Here is a 23,639-nt window from a genome sequence, read left to right as displayed (position 1 = left end):
TTAGCTGAAATCTTATTTATACAATAGATTCACTAATTTTACTACTATTATAATGTTCAATGATACATTCAATTATTTTATAAAAATAGGTATGCTTGTTTAAGCTTTTAGCACAAAACAATTTTCTTTTAACCTATTCAATAATCCATGCAGTATGTTTTGGGCATTTGCAATTTGAAAAGTACTTGAACTTAGTTGATAATTATAGCATTAAGTAAGATATGAATGCCAAAAATAAAGGGGCTGTTTCCAGTAGCGCTAAAATCTATTGGGAAAATTTATTGTCAGACGACATAAAATTGCTTGACTTGCCCAATAGAAATTTAAAAGTAAACGATACCGCTTCAAAAGGGGTTTTGTTGCGTACTTATTTTTCTGAACAGTTGTCTGGTTATTTGAAATCAAATACTTCTTCCCCTAATGAAATAACGACTTTTGCAATTTCTGCATTAGCTGTACTCTTTCATAGGTATACAAATCAGAACGATATTGCTTTTGGACTATTGTTAGATCAAAATCTATCTTTATTTAGAAATACCATTGAGGCTGAATTTAACTTTAATAGGGTAAATAAAGACACTACTGAAAGGTTATCGCTAAATCAAGAAAATTTTTATCCTTCTGAAGAGCTATTGGCAGATTTTAATTTAATCGATACCAATGGTCACAATGCACTACAAGATGTCGTGCTTTCCATTAACGCTATAAAGACTGATGATTCTTCTGTTTCAAATGGTATTGATAAGTTCAATGAGATTAAAAGGATAGGTGAAGTCCATGTCAAATCTAATTTGGAAATTAATCTTGAGATTAATGCTGATACTATAAGGTTAGATGTCGTATATAATGATGCGGTATTTGAAAATAGTTTTATTGAACAGTTTATGATGCATTATATGAGCATCATTTCTCCATTAATGAAAAATTCAACTTCTGAAATAGGAAGTATAGATTTTCTTCTAGAAAAGGAGCGTGATATATTATTAAATGAATTCAATACATCTACCGTAGACTATCCAACGGATAAAACCGTGGTTGATTTGCTTAAGGAGCAGGCTCTAAAAACTCCAGATCGTATAGCTGTAGCCTTTGAGGAGCATACATTAACGTACAGGGAGTTAGATGAGCTGTCCAATCAATTTGCAAATTATTTAATTCAAAAGAAAGGGGTTAAACCAAGGGACCTGGCATGCTTGATTTTAGATAGGAGTGAATGGCTAATTATTGGTATGATGGGGATTATGAAAACTGGTGCCGCATACGTGCCTGTTGACCCAAACTACCCGGAAAAACGCAAAGAATATATTAAAAACGATAGCAATTGCAATATAACGGTAGATGCCGCGGCAATTGAAGAGTTCAAGGCAACTAAAGCTAATTTTACAACTGCCCCATTAACAGGTGTAGAGCTATTGCCTAACGACTTGATTTATATCATTTACACTTCAGGAACTACAGGTAATCCTAAAGGTGTCATGTTAGAACATAGAAATATCGTTAGTTTATTTGTTAACGATGATCCTTTCTATTATTTCAATGAGAACGATGTTTGGACCATGTTCCATTCGTACTGTTTTGATTTTTCCGTTTGGGAGATTTACGGAGCGTTGTTGTTTGGGGGTAAATTGATAATTCCTTCCAGTGAAGTGATCAAGGATCCTTTTGAATTTATGTCCTTGCTCATAAAAGAAAAGGTGACCATTCTGAACCAAACACCATCATCATTTTTAAATATCATGGGTAGCTTACCTTCAGGTGATATCGATCTGAAATTGCGATACGTCATTTTTGGTGGTGAGGCATTGTTTCCAAAATATTTAGAAAAATGGTACCGTAAATTTCCGGGTATTCAATTCGTAAACGGCTACGGTATAACCGAAACTACCATATTTACAACATTTAAAATCATTGATGATGAGGATGTAAGAACCAATGTTTCCAATATTGGTAATTGTGTGTCATCGTTAACATCCCATGTGGTGAATACCAAAAACCAGTTACAACCTGTAGGGGTTATAGGTGAACTGTGCATTTCAGGTCATGGATTGGCAAGAGGTTATTTGAATAGACCGGAATTGACCAGTGAAAAGTTTATTGCGAACCCGTTTGAGCCTGGGCAAAAAATGTATCGCTCAGGAGATTTGGTAAGAAGACTTTCAAATGGTACATTAGAATATATTGGCAGAATTGACCATCAAGTTAAAATTCGTGGGCACCGTATAGAATTAGGGGAAATAGAATCTACTATAAATGCTTTAGACGGTATTGAACGTACTGTAGTGTTGCCAAATACAAACGAGGAAGGTGAAACCAGATTGGTAGCATATATGCAGGCTGTTGGTGAGAAACCTGAAATAACCGGTATTAGACTAGCGCTTGTCAACAAGTTACCAGAATTTATGGTCCCCACTTTTTTAATGTGGGTAGATGAGTTTTCTACAAACTCTAATGGGAAAATTGATAAGGAAAAGCTACCGGCCCCTGGGTATCTAAGGTCAAATTCAGATGTGATCTTTAAAAAACCACGTACCAAGGTAGAGAAGAGTATAGCTGCTATTTGGGAAAAGGAATTAAAACTTTCGGGTATTGGTGTTGATGATAACTTTTTTGAAATGGGCGGTACCTCGCTTATGGCACAAAAAGTCGTAAATGCCATTATGAAAACCCTGAACAAGAGAATTCCGGTAACCAAGCTGTATCAACATACGACCATTGCCGCACTTGTAAATTTTATAGAGGGCGACAAAGAACCTGCTATATTATCCAATAAGCGAAAAGAGAAAAATAATGCTTCATCTAACGATGTTGCCGTTATTGGTATGACGGGCAGATTTCCCGGAGCCAAGAATATTGATGAATTTTGGGAGGTCTTAAAAAATGGAAAGGAAACTATTTCATTTTTCACCAAAGAAGAATTGGACCAAAGTATTCCTGAAACCTTAAGAAATGATAGCTTGTACGTAGCTGCAAGAGGTGTAGTGCCTTCTGTTAAAATGTTCGATGCGCGTTTCTTTGGCTTAACGCCTAAACATGCGGCGGCCATGGATCCTCAGCAACGTTTGTTTTTAGAGCTTGCATGGGAAGCACTTGAAGAGTCTGGTCATCTTCCGGAACATTACAAGGGTAGGGTTGGGGTCTATGCCGGTACGGGTACCAATACGTATTATAAAAAGAACATTTTACCAAACCATGAATTGATAGAGTCCGTTGGTCAGCTACAACTGGATACGGTAAATGAAAAGGACTATATATCTTCAAGAACGGCTTATCATTTAGATTTAAAAGGTCCGGCGGTAAGTGTACAATCCGCATGTTCCACATCTCTGCTGGCTATAGCCGAAGCGGTCGAAGCTATTAGAAATGGACATTGTGAGGTTGCTCTCGCTGGGGGCTCTAGTATAACGGCACCAATTAATAGTGGTCATTTGTATCAAGAAGGATCAATGCTCAGTACTGACGGTCATTGTAGACCTTTTGATTCTCAAGCAAAAGGAACCGTGTTCAGCGATGGTGCAGGAGTGGTTGTTTTAAAGGACTTGGAGGAAGCTAAAAAGGATGGGGATTTTATATATGGAGTGATTAAGGGTGTAGGTATTAACAATGATGGCGGTGGCAAGGGTAGCTTTACGGCTCCTAGTGCAGAAGGGCAGGCCAACGCTATTAGGAGCGCTATTAATGATGCCGGTATTTCACCTGCAACCATTAGCTATGTAGAGGCTCATGGTACGGCCACGCCTTTAGGAGATCCTATTGAGATGGACGGACTCAACCTCGCCTTTGGAGAGCAATCCAAGAAAAACTATTGTGGACTAGGTTCGGTAAAAAGTAATATGGGCCACCTTACCGCTGCGGCAGGTGTAACTGGTTTGATTAAAACGATATTGGCCTTTAACCATAAACAAATACCACCTTCTTTAGGGTATGAAAAACCTAACCCGGTAATAGATTTTGATAATAGTCCGTTTTATGTAAACAATACTTTGGCTTCATGGGACGTAAAAGGCCCTAGAAGAGCAGGGGTAAGTTCTTTTGGCGTTGGAGGAACCAATGTACACGTGGTATTAGAAGAATATGAGATGAAGGTAAAAGAGCCTGTGCAACAAAGACCGGTACAGCTTTTACCTATTTCCGCAAAAACGAATACAAGTTTAGAGGGTTATGAAAGTGCCTTGAAAGCTCATTTTGATGCTGGTAAAGAGGAGAATTTAGCAGATGTGGCTTATACGCTGAGTACTACTAAAGCTAGTTTTGGTGCTAGAAGGTTTATGTTGGCATCGAACACTAAAGAGGCTTCAGATGTACTGTTTGATAAAGATAATAAAACAGCACAATCGTCAGTAGTTAGGGCAGTTCCTAATGAAGTGGCGTTCTTATTTCCGGGGCAAGGTTCCCAGTTTTTGAACATGGGCAAGGAGTTGTATAGCGGCGAAGGTGTATTTAAAGATGCTGTGGATAAATGTGCCAACTTGTTGCTGGACACCCTAAAGCTGGATATCAGAAAAATAATATTCCCGGAATCTTTAAACGAGGAAGCGGAAAATAAGCTTCGCGATACACGGTTTACACAACCGGCGTTGTTTACCATAGAATATGCATTATCTCAATTATGGATCAGTTGGGGAATTCAACCTACCGTAATTTGTGGTCATAGTTTAGGGGAGTTCGTTGGAGCTCATCTGGCTGGTATTTTTAGCTTGGAAGATGCATTAAAACTAGTTTCAATGAGGGGTATTTTGGTAAGTACACTTCCTAAAGGTAGTATGCTCACCGTTCGTATAGATGAAGAATCGCTCCATGAAATATTGCCAAAAACCTTATCTGTAGCTGCTGTTAATTCCCATAAACTTTGTGTAGTTTCTGGAGAGGATGGTGAAATTCAAAAATTTGCAGAGGTACTTAAGGAAGAAAACCTGCCTTATAAATTAATAGCTACAAGCCATGCTTTTCATTCCGCAATGATGAACCCTATTTTAGAGGAGTTCGGCGCTATTGTTGAAAATATCGATTTAAAGATTCCACAGATACCCATAGTATCTACGGTAACAGGTACTTGGCTGACCAATGAGGAGGCCCTGGATCCTATATATTGGACCAATCATTTACGCGATACCGTAAAATTTTCTAATGCTATGGATACCTTAGTGAAATTAGAAGATGTGGTATTGTTAGAAGTAGGTCCGGGTAATACACTTACTACGCTAAGTCGTCAGAACAAAGAAGCAAGAAAAATTAAGTCTATAGCTTCATTACCGGTGCCTAAAACCAATGAGAATAATTACCACGGTATACTTAATGCCTTAGGACAATTATGGTTAACGGGTATAACCATAGATTGGACTAGTTTTTATGACAAACAGGGTAGACATAGATTAAGATTGCCTACCTATGTGTTTGACCGAAAACCATGTTGGGTAGACCCTATAGTTACTCAACCAAAAATTGAAAGGACTAGTGTTCATACCAACCCAACAATACAAACCTTAACAGAAAAACCAAAAAGCGTTACACCAATGAGAAACGTGACCATTTTAAATAAAATTTCGGAGTTAGTTTCAAACAATTATGGTATTGAAATTGAAGCCAATGACAAAAATCTAAGCTTTTTAGAGCTAGGGTTAGATTCCCTTATCCTTACTCAAATGGCTATTACTTGTAAGAGAGAATTTAAAATTCCAATTACATTTAGACAGCTTAATGAGGATATTAATACACCAGAACTTTTAGCAAGCTATTTAGATGCTAATTTACCTGAAGAAGTTCTAAAGCCACAACCACAAGTGGTTCAACAGCCTACTGTTGCAGTACGTCAGGTTCAAGAAAATAACGCAGCCCAATATGCTACGGCTGCTGGTAATCAAACGGCTATTGGTCTAATTGGGGAGCAACTTCAACTACTTAGCAAGCAATTACAGCTTTTACAAGGTGGATCGGTAGCTACTGTACAACCAAGTGTTGCGCCAAGCGTTCCTCAACAAACAGAAAAGGTCAATGGCGCAAGTAGTATGGATATACGTACGGAACAGGAAAAACAAGAACATAAAAAACCGTTTGGTGCTTCACCAAGAATAGAAAAGCAAACAACCGGTTTAGATCAAGCTCAGTCTCAATACTTAAATGAATTGACAGCTAGATATAACAAGAAAACCATTGGCAGTAAAAATTATGCCCAGAATCACAGGGCAAAAATGGCAGATCCAAGAGTGGTGTCGGGTTTTAAACCGTTGACCAAAGATTTGGTATATCCCATAGTGATCGGTAAATCTCAGGGAAATAGACTTTGGGACCTAGACGGCAACCAGTATATAGATGCTTTGAACGGGTTTGGTTCTTGCTTTTTTGGTTATCAGCCAGATTTTATAAAAGAGGCAATGCATAAACAAGTGGATCTTGGTTATGAAGTAGGGCCACAACACCCATTGGCAGGTGAGGTTTGTGAACTTTTATGTGAATTTACGGGTCATGATAGAGCTGCCTTGTGTAACACGGGATCAGAAGCGGTTCTTGGAGCTATGCGTATTGCACGTACGGTTACAGGACGTTCATTAATTGTAGCTTTTACCGGAGCTTATCATGGTATTAACGATGAGGGTATTGTAAGAGGTTCTCAAAAGAAAAAAACATTTCCGGCTGCCGCGGGTATTATGCCAGAAGCTGTACAGAATATGTTGATACTTGATTATGGTACAGACGAAAGTTTACAAATAATAAAAGATAGGGCTCATGAAATTGCAGGGGTGCTAATAGAGCCTGTTCAAAGTCGTAGGCCAGAGTTTCAGCCTATAGAATTTATAAAGAATGTAAGAAAACTAACTACTAAAGAAGAGATTGCTTTTATTTTCGATGAAGTTATTACAGGTTTTAGAATGCATCCGGGCGGTGCTCAGGCATTATTTAATGTAAAAGCTGATTTAGCTACCTACGGTAAAGTTATGGGCGGCGGGGTTTCTATAGGTGCCATAGTAGGCAAAAAAGAATATATGGATGCACTTGATGGCGGATTCTGGCAGTATGGAGATGATTCTTACCCAGAAGTTGGGGTTACTTATTTTGCCGGTACTTTTGTTCGCCATCCTTTGGCATTAGCCTCTGCAAAGGCGGCTTTGCTCCATATGAAAGAACAAGGACCAAGTTTGCAGGCAAATGTTTCTGCCATGACAGAACAAATGGTGGTTAGTTTAAATGAAAATTTTGCTAAAAACGGCCTGCCATTAGAGATCAATTATTTTGGGTCTTTATGGAGGATAAAGTTTAAGAAAGAAATTCCGTATTCAGAATTACTGTTTGTAATAATGCGCGAGAAAGGGATACATATTTGGGATGGCTTCCCTTGCTTTTTAACCACGGCATATACCAATGAGGATGTGGACTTTTTGAAGAAAACACTTTTAGATGCCATTGATGAATTGGTAACTGTTGGGATATTAAAAAAGCAAACCAATGGGCATGCCGTTACAATGCAAAATTCTTTTGAGAGATTGAATACGCCACCTGTGCCAGGAGCTCGTTTAGGTAGAGATGAGAATGGGCAGCCAGCATGGTACGTAGCAGATGCCACAAAAGAAAATGGCTATTTGAAAATTGATATTTAGAGATATAGAATGGTTTAGGAATATTGTTTACCTATTTAGATGACACATCTTTTATGTACTAGCTTAACACCTATTGACAATGAAATTTTCTTTGCGCAGGCACAAGAGAAATTTTCTGAAGAATTTGTGCTTAAATATTCGAAATATAAAAGATGGCAAGATGCTAAGTCTACTATTTTAGGCCGACTGTTGTTGGCATATGGTTTACAAAAATTCTATAACATTAATGTCGATGAGATTACCATTGAATATTCTAAAGATAAACGACCTTTTTTAGAAAATTCTGAGGCTCAGTTTAACATCTCCCATTCAAATGATTTTATAGTTTGTGCATTTACGTCTCATGGAGGTATAGGTGTAGATGTAGAGAAAATTAGTAATGTAGATATAAATGATTTTAGATTACAATTCTCAAAATCGGAATATGACAATATGGTTGGTTCTTTACATGTGCAAGAAAAGTTTTTTGAATTTTGGACACAGAAGGAAGCAGTTTTAAAAGCTTATGGAACCGGTTTGAATGTAGCTTTGGATTCTATTGAAATTATTGACGGATCATCTAAAATAGGTGAAGAAGTATTTTACTTAGAAGAAATTGATCTTACTGCAGAATATAAATGCCATATTGCTACACAGCATTTAAATGAATTTTCCAGGACGGAGATTACACATGTAAGCCCAGAAAAAATAGCGCATTTTATGGGTTCCAATTTCTTCAAAACTATTCGGTGAATTGTTGTAAGACCATGTAAATACGATGAAGTACCTAATTACTTTTAGAATTTTCTGCTAACAATGGGTAAAATGCCCTGTTTTCTTAATTACGACGATTATATAAACTAGGATGTCGGAATTAATGTCGTTCAATTTTCTCTTTCAATTAATTTTGATGTTCACCATTTACAGTAACTATAAGCTGCAAACAATTAATTTATGAAAACTAGTATTTCCCTAATTAACTTTCACAACACTAAATCTTATTTGCTGAAAATTTCAATGTTGCTTGTTGTGGCATTGCAATTGACATCATGTGGTAGCGCTAAAAAATCATCTTATTTCAATGAAGTAGGTAATAATACATTTGCATCATATTATGAGCCCTTAGAGCCCATTTTGCAAAAGAATGATTTGTTGAGTATCAATATTACCAGTTTAAATGCTGAGGTAACCGAGATGTTCAATATTGCCAATAACGTAGGCGGTATACAAACTCCTGGTTATTTGATCGATCAAGATGGATTTATAAGATTCCCGGTTTTGGGTAAAATAGCGGTAGCCGGTCTTACAAAGAAAGAACTGAGAGAATATATAAGAGAAGAGTTGATATCTAAAAGATTGTTGATGGAGCCAATAGTTGATATACGCTTTATGAACTTTAAAGTTTCTGTTTTGGGAGAAGTAAATCAACCTGCAGTTTTTACCATACCAAATGAAAAAGTTACACTGCTAGAAGCTTTGGGTATGGCGGGCGATATGACTATTTATGCCCAAAGAAATAATGTGTTATTAATAAGTGAGGAAGACGGTATTAAAAGTACTAGAAGAATAGATCTTACTTCAGATGAATTATTTACTTCACCAAACTATTACCTACAACCAAATGATATTGTTTACGTACAACCAAATGATAGAAAGGTTAGAAATACTTCTAATGCTACGCAATGGTTCTCGGTAATATTAGGTTCGTTGTCATTGGCGGTAATTTCTATTGCCAGCTTTTAATCAATCCATACAATTAAAAAATTCTTAAGCTAAGGACTGTTCATAGTCAGGCTTATTTATCCCGATAAATTGAATACAATGACTGAAAAGGAATATTTTGACTCAAGGCTATCTTCTTCTGATAATGAAGAAAATTTTGATGTAAAGGCATTGTTGAGCAAATACCTGAAATCATGGAAATTATTTCTATTGTTTCTTCTGATTTTTATTGGCTTGGCGGCTCTTGCCCTGCAGTTTATAAATACTTCATATGAAGTTTCTAGTAAGATCTTATTGAAAAATGAAACCTCTAATATAGATGCCTCTGGTAATAACATGGTCAGCAATAATCCATTTAGTAACTCAGAGCGGGTTAACAATGAAATTGAGGTGTTGACTTCTGTACATTTAATGCGTTCTGTTTTAGATAGTTTGTCCTTGCAATGTAAAGTCAGTACTCCAGAGACTTTTTCTGAAACGGAATTATATGGTTCAGATTTGCCGTTTAAAATTGTTGTAGACACCTTATATCCATCGGCTTATGATACTTCTATTAAAATTAAGTTAGAAGGAAAAGATAGTTTTAGTATATCGGAAGATTTTGAAGGTGACTTAGATGCAGCAAGTTCTATTAGCTCAAGTTATGGCTATAATAGATATAATTATGGTTACAAAATTGAAAAACCCTATGGAACTTTTAAGATTGTGCCCAATGAAAAGTCCAATGTAAAGAGTACTGAATTTTTATTGGAATTTAGGGATATAGATGAGATGGCACACGATTATGTGAAAAAAGCATTGAGTGTGTATGTAATCAATAAAGATGCTTCTGTTATCAACATTGTTTTAAAAGAGCAAAATCCTCAGAAAGGCGAGGATATCATAAATACATTGGTTGAGATATATGGTATAAAGGCATATCAAGAGAAAAATGCCATGGCTTTAAATAACGTAAAGTTTATTGATGAGCGTTTAAATGCATTATCTGTAGAGCTTAGTGAGGTAGAAAAAAATGTTGCCCAGTTCAAAACAGAAAATGAACTGGCTAATGTAGAGTTCGATGCAAATTCATTTTCTGAGCAAGAAATAGATTATAGTAGAAAACTGACCGAAGCTGAAATAGAACTAAAAGTTTTAAGTGCTATAGACCGTAATTTAAGAAATGGGGATAATGAATCTACATTAAATTCATTAAGTGTATCAAGCCCTAATCTGGTGTATTTAATAGATAATTATAATAGATTACAGATAGAGCGCAAAAGTCTTCAAAGAACGGTACCTGAGAACAACCCGCGTATGATTGATATTAGAGATCAGTTACAGCAGCTGAAAGGGAATATTCTTGGTAGCCTTTCTACATCTAGGCAAAGTTTAAGAAGTACTATAGGTAGTATTAGAAGTAGGTCCAATCAATTTGCAGCCAAAAAGCAAAGAATACCATCAATGCAAAGGCAATTATTGGAAATTAGTAGAGAGCAGGGTATTAAAGAAAACTTGTTTTTGTACTTATTACAAAAGAGGGAAGAGGCGGCTTTAATGGTTGGTGTTAGGCAAGATAACTTTACCGTAATCGATAAGGCTATTACTGATTTTGAGTCAAAATCTCCCAGTAAAAAACTTTTCATGTTGGTATCCCTGTTATTGGGTCTTGCCGTTCCTGTAGGTATTGTTCATTTAAAGGATGGATTAAATACTAAAGTTGCCGATAAGAAAGATGTTCAGAAAAGAATTAGTGTGCCTTTAATAGGTGAAATAACACATAATGCATCAGGTAAAAATCTTATTGAAAAGGGAGAGGAGAGTAGTAGATTGGCTCAAGATTTTAGAATGATGCGTATGAATATGAGTTTTCATCTACCTAAAAAGAAGATGCAAATTATTTTGGTTACCTCAGCGCAAGAAGGGGAGGGAAAAACTTTCTTTTCTTCAAATATTGGGATGGCGCTGGCTTCTTCAAACTCTAAAGTCGTGATTTTAGAATTAGATAAGCACAATCCAGAATTAATGGGGACATTGGGAGCTGCTAATTCAGAAATTGGTATTTCAAATTACCTATCACCAGGTACACGTACTATTACTATCAACGATTTGTTGGTACCGGTAAATAACAATGACAATTTGTTTGCCATAGGGTTGGGTTCCGAAAAAGTAGACGGATTAGAATCTTTTAATTCAGTGCAAATGGTTCAATTTATGGAGCAATTAAGAAATGAATTCGATTATATTGTCATAGACTCCGCCCCAATTGGCACATTGGCAGATACGCTTGCCCTTTCTAAACATTCGGATTGTTGTGTTTTTATGGTTCGTGAGAATTACACCCATTTAGATGATCTGGCAATCTTGGAAGAAGCTAAGCGTAATAAGAAGTTTAAAAATCCTATGGTTGTTTTTAACGATGTTACAAACAATTAATAAACGACCTACCGAAATTAGAATAAAGTAAGGACCAAAATGAATATATACTACCTTGTAGTTTTACTTTTCTTATTGTTTTCTTCTAAAGCCAATTTTTTAGTTGATTATAATTCGGCTTGGTTTGGGCTTGAGGTTTTTATGATTATCGTTGCGTTTCGATTGAAGAAGGTTAAAAAGCGCGATATTCAGTATTTCTTGACTTGCCTGGCAGTGTACTTTCTATATATCGCCGTTCGATTTAAACTGAATAAACTACCTGCGGATTATTTTACAAGCGATGTATTCTATTTTTTCAAATTTGCATTTACGGCCTATTTGTTTTGTGTGATACTACGAGAAAAGGCTTTGTATTATTTGGTAAAGGTAATTTCACATTTAGCCATAGTCTCCCTGGTGTTTTATAGTATTCAATTGTTTCAAAATGGCGCAATTGTAAAGACAATAGGTACTACGTTCGAAAGTTTAACGGTAGATGATGGCTCTTTTAGATATACCAATTTTGTGTTTTTCACCTTTGATGATATCCATTACTATAGAAATTCCGGATTTTGTTGGGAGCCTGGCGCTTTTGGTTCGTTTTTGACGTTGGCATTAATGTTCAATTTTTTAATCAATGATTTTAAACTGAACAAAGAGGCATTGATAATTACTTTAGCCGTTTTAACAACGGTGTCTACCACGGCCTACCTTGGTGTGTTTCTATTATTTTTCCTTAGATACCGCGTATTGAACAGGAGCAGTAAGATCGCCATCATAATTTTTGCGGTCATATTTGCATTGGCCATACCCAACGTACCTTTTTTAGGGGAGAAGGTGGTTGAGATTTATGAGCAAGATATACGTGATTTAAAAGAGCTGGAGCAATTATCTGTCTATTATGAAGATGTAGAAAGGCAAATACCCTTAAACCGTTTTGCTAGTATAATTTTTCTTTACGAACAATTTAACTGGAAACTTTTTTTAGGGGTCAGTAATCAATATGATGAGTACTACATTAATGAGTTTAATGTTAATATCTCTAACGGTATTATGGACTTTATTACTAAGTTCGGAGTGGTTGGGCTTATGGTTTTACTCTATAGATATGGTAAGTTATGCTGGGGGTATTTAAGAAAAACCGAATACGTATGTTATTCCATATTAATTTTACTGATATTAAGCTTTGGTGAACCCATATTAATGCTACCTATTTGTGTCATATTTATATTTTTGCCCACATTTAAAAAACAAGATTTTACAGCTTTGTCATTTGATTATAGGTCAAAGTACCTACCATTAAAAAGACCTAACACAATATAATGATCAAAAGGTTTAACTCCATTAAGGTAATCATACAGTCTTATTTTCAAGGAAATTCTAGGACTAATCTGTTGATTAAGAATGTTTTTTCTTCATTGATTTTAAGAGGCTTGGGTACGGCTATAAACTTTTTGTTTGTTCCTTTGGTTATAAATTTTGTCAATGCTGAACGATACGGTATTTGGTTAACGCTTAGTTCTGTATTAACATGGTTTACCTTGTTGGATATTGGTTTTGGTAACGGTCTACGCAATAAATTTTCAGAAGCCGTAGCTTTGGATGATATCAAAGAGCAGCGTAAACTGGTTCATACCACTGCAGCCGTATTAATATTGATCTCTACTGTCATATTTATCTTAAATGTCATATTTACAGATCAGTTAAAATGGGATGAATTTTTAGGAGTAGATGCGTCATACCGTTTAGAACTGCAACAGTTGGTTTTTCTTTTAATATCCTTTTTTAGCTTACAGTTTATTTTTCAAATATATAACCCTATCCAATTTGCCCTGCAAAAGCCTGCAATGATTGCCAGGACTATCTTATTGGGCAATGTGCTTGGCTTAATTGGTATTCTGTATTTAAGGGAATTTTCTGAGCCTTCTTTATTTAATTTGGGTTTTGTGGTCATGGGTAGTAACGTACTTTCTATATTTCTCTTTACCGCATATTTCTTTGTAGTGCAAAGACCGGATTTAATACAAAAAATAGAAAAACCTACGGTAGATACCTTAGGATCTATCTTTTCTCTAGGGATCAAATTTTTCTTTTTGAACATTGCCTATATGGTGCAGTTTCAAACCAGTAATTTTTTGATCAGTAAATACTTTAGACCTGAAAAGGTAACCGAGTTCAATATTGCTTTTAAGCTGTTTAGCGTTGCTTCTTTAATATTTGGTATCATATTGAGTCCGGTGTGGAGTTCTGTTACCAATGCCCAGGTAAACAATGATTATACGTGGATTAAAAAATTGATAAAAAAGCTATTGCTCATTTGGAGCGTTATTGCCATAGGATGTATCATTGGATTATTATTGGCACCTACTATCTATAACTTATGGATCGGTGATATTATAACCATACCGTTCATAACCTCATTGGGTGTTGTTCTTATTGTGCTATCAAATTGTTTTTCAGAAATATTTATTAGTGTGTTGAACGGCATGGGCAAGGTCAATTTACAATTCTATATTTCCATTTTTGTAATCCTATTTTTTGTGCCAATAGCATATTTCCTATCGGTAGAAATGGGTTATGGAATTTTTGGTATCTGTATGGCAATTGTGGTAACCAATGTCAATGGGTTAATTGTTGCACCGTACCAAGTGTATGTAGAAATGAGAAAAAACAGAAAGTTACCAGCTTAACAGTTGAAAAAGTTTAGAGATGATGTCAACTAAAGAAAAGAAATTAATAACGGTTTTACTTACGTGCCATAATCGTAAGATGAAAACGTATAGCTGTTTAGAGGCGCTTTTAAATTGTGATTTAGATGATGATAGTTACTATTTAAAAATCTACCTGGTAGATGATGGTAGTACAGATGGTACTACGGAATACCTTCAGGGTAATTTCAAAAACCTTCATATCATACAGGGATCAGGTAGTTTATTTTGGGCAGGTGGCATGCGTACGGCTTGGAAAGCGGCTCGTGATAATGACAGGCATTCAGATTATTATTTACTCTTAAATGATGATACCATTGTTTTTAAGGATACACTGACCAGGCTGTTAAGTGACTTAGAAGAGGTAAACGAACCTAAAAGTATCATCGTGGGTCCTACCTTAGATCCAGATACTAAGAAGGTTTCCTATGGCGGACATAAAATTCTAAACAAACTATCATTCAAGAGTAAAATGGTATTGCCTAATGATAAGTTTCCGCAGAAGTGCGAAATGGGCAATGCCAATATCATGCTGGTACCTCATGAAGTCTACGAGGTTATCGGTTCTTTAACGGAAACCTATACGCACGGTATTGCAGATTTTGATTACACCTTAAAAGCTTTGGACAACGGTATTTTCACCTATGTTGCCAGTGCTTATTGTGGTTATTGTAAAAATGATCATGGGGTAAATTGGTTAAGTCAAAAAAGTAATTTAAAACAAAGAATAGCATATTTATATAGCCCTACAGGCTTATCGTATAAAGAATATTTAAAGTTCATTAAGGTGCATTTTCCGTTTCACCTACCACAGGCATTCTTACTGTTGTGGGGTAAAACCTTATTTCCCATCATTTGGCAATTGTTTAAAAATGAAGACTATTTAAAATGAAAACAGCAACAGCACAAGCACCGGTACTATTTATCATTTTTAATAGGCCGGAACAGGCAAAAAGGGTTTTTGAAATGATACGGAAAGCCCAGCCAGCAAAACTCTATGTGGCGGCAGATGGTCCACGTAAAAACGGTAAGGATGATCAAAAATGCAAAGAAACTAGGGCTATTGTAGATTTGGTAGATTGGGATTGTGAAGTTAAAACGTTGTTCAGGGAAGAAAATGTAGGTTGTGGATTAGGACCCAAAACTGCTATAGATTGGTTTTTTGAAAATGAGGAAGAAGGTATTATTTTAGAAGATGACTGCCTGCCGTCTTTGAGTTTTTTCAAGTTTTGTTCAGAATTATTGGAAAGATATAGAGACAATAACCAGATTATGCATATTGGGGGCTCTAACTTTCAGAATGGGTATATCTCAGATTCAGATTATTCGTATTACTTCTCTTATTTTAGTCATGAGTGGGGTTGGGCAAGTTGGCGAAGAGCCTGGAAAAACTATGATTATGAATGTTCAAGCTTTCCAGAACTAAAAAAGAAAGGCTATTTTGACAACTACTTTTCAAATATCATCGAAAAGAAATATCGACTTAGTAAAATAGAAAAAACGATCAATGCTAAAGAAGTCTCTTGGTGGGACTATCAGTGGGACTATACAAAACTGGTCAACTCTGGCTTGTCAATAATACCAAACCAAAATATGATCAAAAATGTAGGGTTTGGTGAAGATGCTACACATACCGTTAGTGCCAATGATGCTAGGCAATATAATGAAGCACAGGAAATAGATTTTCCGTTATTGCATCCTAAGTTTATTATTAGGGATATAAAGGCAGATAGAAGGTATTTTAAATATTTCTTTAAAGACACTATAGTACGCAGAAAAATCCTGGGCTTTCTAAGAATTCCCGGGTATGCTACAGAAGGGTAATGTAGTGGTGTTTTCCTTGAACATGTCTAATTGCCATTACCACCTTAATCACAGTTGAAATTAAGCACAATAGGATTTCTAGGTTCAAAATCAATATCTGTTCTATAGTCAATAACATCAAAATTGTGTTCTGGCCAAACAATATTGGTGGGGTTACAGGAATTGTACACGATACAATCATTTATACTATTTCCTCCGGTATTGGCCGTAGTGCCAAAAGCACCGAATATTAATGAGTTAGAGGTAGATTTCCCCCTGTTTTGTCCAAGATCGCCACAAATGATCTGTTTGGCTCGTATTCTTGTAAAACTCACATTTTTAGAGCCTTCCACGGAGGAGACCACACCATTACCCATTTCCAAAAAATCTACATCTTCTACAAGTCCGCCATAACCACCTCGTGCACCTTCGGTATTTTGATCTTCAAATAACACACCAACTCCAGTAGGACTGTTATTGCCAACGATCAATCCTTTTTTGATCTGTTGCCCGCCACTTTTGTAGATACTTATATTGTCCTCTGTCCAAGCCACATCACGATCATTGATCACGGAGAAATTCTCTAAAAGCCCACCGGCGCATTTATCGTATTGTACTAATTGTCCCCTAGGGAAAGGACCTCTCATATTATGGCCTTCAATATATCTTAAAACCGAATCATCACATTGGTTTAATCGTATGCCCGTTGAACCGTCCTCTAATTTTACATTCGCAATTACAATATTTTGCGAACCTATACCTTCAATACAGTTTCTTTCAGAATCCGCTAATGGACCGCTAGATGGCGCATTGGTATATTTTATATAACAGTTTTTTATGGTCAGGTTATCGGCACTGGTGAACTTTATTCCCATGTAAGCCCCGGTGTATTCAATAATACAATTAGAGATTACCACACCTGTATGGTTATTGATCTCAATACCATGTTGGTCAGATGTTCTAATGTAGAGGTTATCTATGCGTTGGTTGTTCGTACTTACTACAATAGGACCGGAATCAACTAGATTAGAAGTACAAATATTCCCTATAATACTCGGTACAACTTTATAAACGGTTGTTGTACCGTTTTCTGCAGTAACCGTATAGGTAACTTCATGGCTAAAATCTTGTTCAGATTTTGATATTGGGCTAACCGTAGATCCAGAAGATAAGGTAACGGTAGGTATTAGTTGGTCTATGTTTAACACTAATGGATCAAGCTCAACGTAGATTATTTTTGTTTCTTCATCAAGGGTTGCAGCAATATCGGTGGTTAAGCCATTATTATCTGTAGTTAAAAAACTAAAAGTGATGATTTTGGGTTCTTTTGATTGTTCATACGTGGTATTCCCATCTTCTACATGGTCTTTTTCAGAGGCACAAGATTCAAATAGACATACATAGAATAGGAGGGTCGCAAAAAAGAACAATGTGTTTTTTAATGAAGTAGGTCTTATCATAATTCTTAAGTATTCATTAATGTCTTTATAATTGAAAGTCATTAAAATTTCTATAAGAGCAATTGGGTCTTTTAAAATTGTTATTCAGAATATGATTTGGGGGAAATATAAGCAGAATAAAAATTTGGAATCCCTTATGTGTTAATTCTTAAATGATTAAGAATGCTAAGATAAATTTTATAATGTAAAATGCAGTCCTCAACTTGTATAATAAAAGTTAAAAATTTATTCGGATTACCGACTTACAATAGTTGTTTGAATAATACTACAAGTTTGGTAATTGTTTTTTTTGATAGTGTAAGGCCATATGTTTTAAGCTGCGCTATAACTATAATTTACTACACGTTAACAGAAGTAATCTGTGGTTGCATGCCAAATAAATATATTTGTCTGAACAACCATTAACCCCCGATATAGTTATAATTGTTGTTGAAGATTGATGCGAACATTGCGTACATGTTTAGGGAGAACAAAATTATAATTAGGGCTTTTTTAGAAATTTATGATGCTTACTGAAGTTGACTCAAAGGTGTTATGCCTTGGTTATCCTATTTACAAGTCTTCACTTGATAATTTACCATTCAAATCTAAACTATTGGTAAGTACAATCAATCAATATTCATATTGTATAGCTGAAGAAGATGCTGAATTTAAAAAAGCGTTGTTGGGTAGTGATGTTATTCTGCCTGATGGTGTTGGCATAACATTAGCTGCAAAATGGTTGAATGGTGCTTCCATAAAAAAAATAGCAGGAGCAGATTTTCATGAGTATCAATTAAAACGATTAAATGAAAACCATGGATCTTGTTTTTACTTAGGGGCAAGCAGTGATACCTTGGCTAAAATAGAGTCTCGTTTAAAGGGCGAATATCCAAATATTAGATTTGCTAGTTATGCGCCACCTTTTAAATCGCAATTTACTGAAGAAGAGAATTTAAGTATGATCGAGGCGGTTAATAGTTTTGATCCTGATGTGCTTTTTGTAGGTATGACCGCTCCAAAACAAGAGAAATGGAGCCATGCACATAAAAATCTTCTTAATGCAAAGATTATATGCTGTATTGGTGCTGTTTTTGATTTTTATGCAGGTACTGTAGAAAGACCAAGCAAAGTATGGAGAGATTTAGGTTTGGAATGGTTGGGGCGTTTGGTAAAAGAACCCAAGCGAATGTCTAAACGGTATCTTTATTATGGTGTTGTCTATGCAGTACATTTGGTACGGGCGAAGTTTTCTGCAAGAGAAGAAATGACCGCTACTATAAATTAGAAACTAAACGGTACATAAAATAGGGCTATTCAGTAATTACATAAGTGCTTAGCATGTTGTTTATTAAATATTTGTGAACATTTCACATACTAATTGTTAAATAAAAAATTTAACAGTTTTAAAAACTACCTATTCAATCACAAAAGTGGGGTTTAATTGAATTTTCCGTAGGATTTTATGTTTTTTTAAAAAAGAATGTAAAATGCTCAATTTCTATAGTCTTAAATAGGTTTTATAGCGTATAACTTAAACTAAGTTTAACTTATTTTCGTTTATAGAATAGTTGTTGAATTTATTTTTAAATACTATTCAGTTTATTTTCATACACTTAGACCGTTTAGACTTTTGTGATTTTTAATGAGATTTCTATTTTTTGTTTTATTGTTAATGTCCGTCATACCGGTCTTTGGTCAAGATAATGATGCATCCGTTGGGTCCAGTATGGATCAAACTAAACATTCCATAAACTCTGGTGGAGGATATAGTGTTGGTCAAGAAGGTAATTTTTCTTTTTCTATAGGTCAAATTTTTACAAGTCAGGTATTTGTGAAAGAAGGTCAAATATTAATGGGCGTTCAGCAAGGGGAAAGTAGTGGTAGTGATAATAGTTCTAATGTAGAAATTGTGGCTTATCCAAATCCTGTAACTAATAAGTTGTTTTTAAGTTTAGGTGATTTGAATATTGAAAATATCTCGTATAGCATCTTTGATTTCGGAGGCAAATTAATTCAAAATGAGGTATTGGAAAACGCTCTGAATGAAATTTCATTTGAAATTGTGACCTCTGGTTTATATGTCATAGTAATATATCAAAATGATGAAGTATTAAAGTCTTTAAAAATTATTAAAAAATGAAAGTAAAAATAGTCATAGCGCTCTATTTTATTTTTTTGTGTGCAGGGGTTTTTGCTCAAGGTCCTGATAAGATGAGTTATCAGGCTGTTGTTCGTAATATTGATGGTTCTATTTTGTCCGAGTCTCCTGTGGCATTAAAAATTGGAATCATTCAAGGGTCTACTAATGGGCAGCGAATTTATGAAGAGGTACACAATCAAGTTACTAATGAAAATGGTCTTGTTAGTTTACAGATTGGTTCAGGAGATGTCACTATTGGTAATTTCTCAGATATAGATTGGTCTAATGGGTCGTTCTATCTTGAAACTCAAATGGATTTAGAAGGTGGTTCAAACTATGCGCTTACAGGTTTAACCGAACTTTTAAGTGTACCCTATGCCTTACATGCCAAAACAGCTAGTAGTCTTGTTTCTGCTGACGGTGACTATGCATTAAAAGCTAAGGTAATTTCATTACAGGTTGGTAGAGCAATAAATGTGGATGATATTGGAAATATAATTGAATGTAAAGGTAATGCTACCTTGGTTTTAACTTCTAATTTTAATGCTATGGAAATTGGCGATATCATTAATTTAGAAGCGCATAATGGCGCAGCATTAACCATTGCTGGTGATAGTGATGTACAGATCAATTATGTGATGGGTGGTAGTGCAATCTTTGAAAGTCAAACAGGAAATGTTCGTTTTGGGTTGCTTAGAAAAATGGGTCTTAACTCTTATATAATATCCGGGCAATGAAGCTATTGTATATACTTACATTTTTAATAACTGGTGCTTCTTTAGGGCAAAATTACCATTATGCATTAGATTCAAAGAATGATGCTGGTATTGTTGAAACGGAAGAGTTTACCGGAGCACAGAATTTTGAAGAAGAAGATTTGTATTTTGATTCGTATTTATTGCCGGTTTCAAGAGCAAGTGAATTACAAGAAGCACTTAATACACATATTTCTGTGAGATTAGAAAGTGGTGATTATTCTGGTGACCCCATAATTATGACTTCTGGACAACGGTTATTTGGGCACCCAACAATTACGAAAGTACCCAATATTACTGTGCAGGCTGGTAGTAGTAATGTAAGGGTGCAGAATGTAGATTCTTATATTTTATTCAATTCGGGTGGGGTAATTTCCAATTGTACATTTAAGAATATTAAGTTTACCTCTCTTGAATGTACTAATTGTAGTTTAGAAGATAACACCTTTATTAATTTGGATAGATGTTCGTTAAATTGGGATAGTAGAGGCTCAGGTTATTTCCGCAACAACAAATTTATAAGACATTGGGTGCATGCTTCATGGCCTCAAATTGTAATGAGAGGTAATTCTACTACCCCAAGTTATGGTAATGTTACGGTATGGGCTAATCTCTTGACTCCTGGGGGGCATTCTGTTGAGCTTGAAAATTTGGAATCTTATACTTTTTTAGGTATGGATTCTGAAAGTTGGAATTGGAATAATGACAGTGACAAAGCCATGATGTATATGCGTAATATGGGTGAAGTAAAATTGGCGGGGCTAACCGGTGGTAGCCATGTCGATTATAAAACACCTGTTTTTGATATTGAAGCAGTAAGGCTAGATATTTTTGATAAGCAAACATATTCTAATGGTGGTGGACTAAATATTGTACGAGAGGGAACTGATGTTGTTTCCATTTATAACAAATCGGAAAGCCATGCCATGGAAAACTCGTCTTCTGGGTTTGACTTAAATGCTTATGATAATAATAATACTATTAATTTCAATAAAGTTCTTGTAAGTGATGTCATTACAGCTAATGACAAAGCCGTTCTTGAAGATTTTATCTTGGGTACTGAATATACACCATGGGCTATTTCAGCTCATGAAAGCATTCCGGATATATTAGGGGATAGTTGGCAAGAAGAACGAATGAATAAGCCAGATCAGAGCGATTTTATTCAAAATTTGATTGATACCAATGGTATTGCGGAGTTAGATGAAGGAATTTATTATATCGGAAAAACATTGACCATTGTTGACGAAGAAGGTATAATTGGTAAAGGCACAGGCAAAACAGCAATTGTAGGTCTAACCGATGATTTCCCATTAGTTACAGGAGAAGGGAATTCTAGCGGTGTAAATTATATCTTGGCAAATATGACATTACAGGGGGGTAGTGTTGGTCTACGTATGCATGATATAGGTAGTGAATATATGCAAGTTAACGCTAGTGTTTTTAATTTTTTGGTTTTTAGAAACCAAGAAGTTGGAATTCACTTGGATCAGTTTTATGGTTTTGACAATAATTTTTTAGATCATTTGAACTTTGTTAACTGTGAGATTGGGTTTTATCAAGAAGTTGACCCAAGTTATACTAGTGGAGTAACAGCATCCATGATGTATGTTGATAAAACAGTATTTTATAAAAATCAATTCGTTAATTGTGGTACTGCCATAAGTATGCGAGCAGAAAGAGGCGATTACCTTAATGCGTGGGTAAACTGTAATTTTGATGGAAATAAAATTGCTGCCGATTTAAAGCATCATAACGGTTCTTTTTTTGCAAATAGTAATTTTATAAATCATAATGGAGATTATATAATTGGTGGAAGTCCAATAGGTATATATTCTTGTATATTTAATGAAAATAAATCTAAAACAATATTCGATATACGAGAAATTGTCATTGAGGGGAGCAGTTTTTTGGATGATTTAGACCTTTTTACTAAAAATGCAAGTATTAAAGGATTTATACGAAATTCTAATATACAAGGCAACCTGGGTCGACTAGATAATGGAATGTTAATTAATTCAATAATAGGAACTAAAAGTAGCTTACAACCACTTTTAATCGATTATACAAATGGTGAATCTACTACAATTTTAGATAATACTGCGAACCCTTACCCACAACTAATGGTGAAGTACTAGTGATATGTATATTAAATTTTATAAGAAACTTTTTAATAATTTAATTCAATACCAATTATAAATTTTCAATTAATATTTTGGCCAATTTACGTTGACCACTATTATTAATATGAATTTGATCTCTATAATCTGAAGAATCAAAACTATAGTCCAACCCTTTTATTAATGGTACATTGTTTTCAGTAGCCCATTGAATAATTTTAGCACCTTGGGGATTGTAGCATTTTTTTTGCAACTCGGATTTTTCGGCATGTAAATAAATAATCAAGGGTATTTGTAAACTATCTCCAATTTTTTTTAGTTCATCAAAGCCAGGGTTGAAGGTTGCACCTTTTTTTTGGATTCCAACTAGCACTTTTGCATCCGGATCTAAGTTTTTACTTGTTGGATAGTATTTTATTAACCTAGGAATAAGGTAGCGATCAACTAATTCCCACCAGGCAAGTACATATTGCTTTTGAGGATAGGAAGGATGGGTACCCACCACGGGCATAAAGTCCATGGTATCATATACATCATGACTGCTGGTTACCAAGAGCATTTTCTTAGCGTCAAAGGTGCCATGCTCTTTAAGATAAGCAGCACAATTATCGGGACCCCAACTCCCTGTAGCTATGTTCAACATTTGAAAATTTTTGTTTTCCTTATTGAAAATGGATGTGGCAAGACTGTCTTGGTCGGATTGGACGCCTCCATATAATACTGAATCGCCTAGTCCTAAAATTTTGGACTTAGTTGCATCGAGCTCTGCACTTCTTTGGGAATAAGAGTTAAAATAATAACGATTCCCAAATCTTTGTCCTTCTTGGTTAGGAGCAGTAATATATTCATATTTTTCGCTGGCAATATATAACGGGGCATTACAAAAGCCCCATAGCATGCGTAAAAAGAACTCACCTGAAATCAGAAACAAAACAATACTAAAAGCTAGTTTACTAAATTTTGATTTAAAAAATAAACCTTTCATCG

General features: G+C 35.3%; 14 protein-coding genes. 12 read left to right on the top strand and 2 right to left on the bottom strand.

Annotation, left to right across the window (positions count from 1 at the left end):
* Positions 1-221 precede the first annotated feature (221 nt).
* The 8 genes from CSC80_RS04455 (at position 222) to CSC80_RS04420 (ending at position 16,216) form a co-directional block, all read left to right on the top strand.
* Positions 222-7,589 carry a non-ribosomal peptide synthetase/type I polyketide synthase gene (locus tag CSC80_RS04455; protein WP_201796622.1) on the top strand — a complete coding sequence of 2,456 codons (7,368 nt, stop codon included), beginning with the start codon at positions 222-224 and terminating at the stop codon, positions 7,587-7,589.
* Positions 7,590-7,628: 39 nt separating this feature from the next.
* The gene (locus tag CSC80_RS04450; RefSeq protein ID WP_099190070.1) at positions 7,629-8,321 is read left to right on the top strand and encodes a 4'-phosphopantetheinyl transferase superfamily protein; all 693 of its coding nucleotides are present in this window, start codon (positions 7,629-7,631) and stop codon (positions 8,319-8,321) included.
* A 201-nt stretch (positions 8,322-8,522) separates the two neighbouring features.
* Positions 8,523-9,311 (top strand): polysaccharide biosynthesis/export family protein, encoded by a 789-nt coding sequence (locus CSC80_RS04445; protein ID WP_099190068.1) that lies wholly within the window; start codon positions 8,523-8,525, stop codon positions 9,309-9,311.
* 78 nt (positions 9,312-9,389) lie between these two features.
* A complete protein-coding gene (locus CSC80_RS04440; RefSeq protein WP_099190066.1) occupies positions 9,390-11,705 on the top strand; it encodes a tyrosine-protein kinase domain-containing protein in 2,316 nt (771 codons plus the stop codon).
* Positions 11,706-11,744: 39 nt separating this feature from the next.
* Positions 11,745-13,007, top strand: coding sequence for a hypothetical protein (locus CSC80_RS04435; protein WP_099190064.1), 1,263 nt, complete (start codon positions 11,745-11,747; stop codon positions 13,005-13,007).
* The gene (locus tag CSC80_RS04430) at positions 13,007-14,374 is read left to right on the top strand and encodes an oligosaccharide flippase family protein (RefSeq protein ID WP_099190062.1); all 1,368 of its coding nucleotides are present in this window, start codon (positions 13,007-13,009) and stop codon (positions 14,372-14,374) included. The genes CSC80_RS04435 and CSC80_RS04430 overlap by 1 nt, the downstream gene beginning before the upstream one ends.
* 19 nt (positions 14,375-14,393) lie before the next feature.
* Complete coding sequence (locus CSC80_RS04425; protein WP_099190060.1) at positions 14,394-15,284, top strand: glycosyltransferase; 891 nt, start codon at positions 14,394-14,396, stop codon at positions 15,282-15,284.
* On the top strand, positions 15,281-16,216 hold the full coding sequence (locus tag CSC80_RS04420) for a nucleotide-diphospho-sugar transferase (protein WP_099190058.1): 936 nt from the start codon (positions 15,281-15,283) through the stop codon (positions 16,214-16,216). The genes CSC80_RS04425 and CSC80_RS04420 overlap by 4 nt, the downstream gene beginning before the upstream one ends.
* 44 nt (positions 16,217-16,260) lie before the next feature.
* Here CSC80_RS04420 and CSC80_RS04415 read toward each other — a convergent pair whose 3' ends face one another.
* Positions 16,261-17,697 carry a right-handed parallel beta-helix repeat-containing protein gene (locus CSC80_RS04415; RefSeq protein ID WP_099190056.1) on the bottom strand — a complete coding sequence of 479 codons (1,437 nt, stop codon included), beginning with the start codon at positions 17,695-17,697 and terminating at the stop codon, positions 16,261-16,263.
* Positions 17,698-18,157: 460 nt separating this feature from the next.
* Between CSC80_RS04415 and CSC80_RS04410 the strand changes: the two genes are divergently transcribed.
* The 4 genes from CSC80_RS04410 to CSC80_RS04395 all read left to right on the top strand — a co-directional run bounded on the left by CSC80_RS04410 (position 18,158) and on the right by CSC80_RS04395 (position 22,670).
* Entirely contained in the window at positions 18,158-18,922 is a 765-nt protein-coding gene (locus tag CSC80_RS04410) for a WecB/TagA/CpsF family glycosyltransferase (RefSeq protein ID WP_099190054.1), read from the top strand.
* A 357-nt stretch (positions 18,923-19,279) separates the two neighbouring features.
* Entirely contained in the window at positions 19,280-19,777 is a 498-nt protein-coding gene (locus tag CSC80_RS04405; RefSeq protein ID WP_099190052.1) for a T9SS type A sorting domain-containing protein, read from the top strand.
* A complete protein-coding gene (locus tag CSC80_RS04400; protein ID WP_099190050.1) occupies positions 19,774-20,514 on the top strand; it encodes a hypothetical protein in 741 nt (246 codons plus the stop codon). Before CSC80_RS04405 ends, CSC80_RS04400 begins: the two co-directional genes overlap by 4 nt.
* Complete coding sequence (locus CSC80_RS04395) at positions 20,511-22,670, top strand: hypothetical protein (protein WP_099190048.1); 2,160 nt, start codon at positions 20,511-20,513, stop codon at positions 22,668-22,670. Before CSC80_RS04400 ends, CSC80_RS04395 begins: the two co-directional genes overlap by 4 nt.
* Positions 22,671-22,725: 55 nt before the next feature.
* On the opposite strand, the gene CSC80_RS04390 is transcribed toward CSC80_RS04395, so the two are convergent.
* Positions 22,726-23,637, bottom strand: a complete 912-nt coding sequence (locus CSC80_RS04390) for a hypothetical protein (RefSeq protein ID WP_099190046.1) — start codon at positions 23,635-23,637, stop codon at positions 22,726-22,728.
* Positions 23,638-23,639: the final 2 nt, after the last annotated feature.

The organism is Maribacter sp. 6B07 (assembly GCF_002700155.1).
Classification (GTDB): domain Bacteria; phylum Bacteroidota; class Bacteroidia; order Flavobacteriales; family Flavobacteriaceae; genus Maribacter; species Maribacter dokdonensis.
The sequence above is the reverse complement of the archived record's forward strand: the minus strand, read 5'-3'. Positions and strand labels throughout refer to the sequence as shown.

Coding starts and splice junctions, on each gene's coding strand:
- CSC80_RS04415 (WP_099190056.1), bottom strand. CDS start 17,697: ATGACTTTCAATTATAAAGACATTAATGAATACTTAAGAATTATGATA.
- CSC80_RS04410 (WP_099190054.1), top strand. CDS start 18,158: ATGATGCTTACTGAAGTTGACTCAAAGGTGTTATGCCTTGGTTATCCT.
- CSC80_RS04430 (WP_099190062.1), top strand. CDS start 13,007: ATGATCAAAAGGTTTAACTCCATTAAGGTAATCATACAGTCTTATTTT.
- CSC80_RS04450 (WP_099190070.1), top strand. CDS start 7,629: ATGACACATCTTTTATGTACTAGCTTAACACCTATTGACAATGAAATT.
- CSC80_RS04425 (WP_099190060.1), top strand. CDS start 14,394: ATGATGTCAACTAAAGAAAAGAAATTAATAACGGTTTTACTTACGTGC.
- CSC80_RS04405 (WP_099190052.1), top strand. CDS start 19,280: ATGAGATTTCTATTTTTTGTTTTATTGTTAATGTCCGTCATACCGGTC.
- CSC80_RS04455 (WP_201796622.1), top strand. CDS start 222: ATGAATGCCAAAAATAAAGGGGCTGTTTCCAGTAGCGCTAAAATCTAT.
- CSC80_RS04420 (WP_099190058.1), top strand. CDS start 15,281: ATGAAAACAGCAACAGCACAAGCACCGGTACTATTTATCATTTTTAAT.
- CSC80_RS04445 (WP_099190068.1), top strand. CDS start 8,523: ATGAAAACTAGTATTTCCCTAATTAACTTTCACAACACTAAATCTTAT.
- CSC80_RS04435 (WP_099190064.1), top strand. CDS start 11,745: ATGAATATATACTACCTTGTAGTTTTACTTTTCTTATTGTTTTCTTCT.
- CSC80_RS04395 (WP_099190048.1), top strand. CDS start 20,511: ATGAAGCTATTGTATATACTTACATTTTTAATAACTGGTGCTTCTTTA.
- CSC80_RS04400 (WP_099190050.1), top strand. CDS start 19,774: ATGAAAGTAAAAATAGTCATAGCGCTCTATTTTATTTTTTTGTGTGCA.
- CSC80_RS04390 (WP_099190046.1), bottom strand. CDS start 23,637: ATGAAAGGTTTATTTTTTAAATCAAAATTTAGTAAACTAGCTTTTAGT.
- CSC80_RS04440 (WP_099190066.1), top strand. CDS start 9,390: ATGACTGAAAAGGAATATTTTGACTCAAGGCTATCTTCTTCTGATAAT.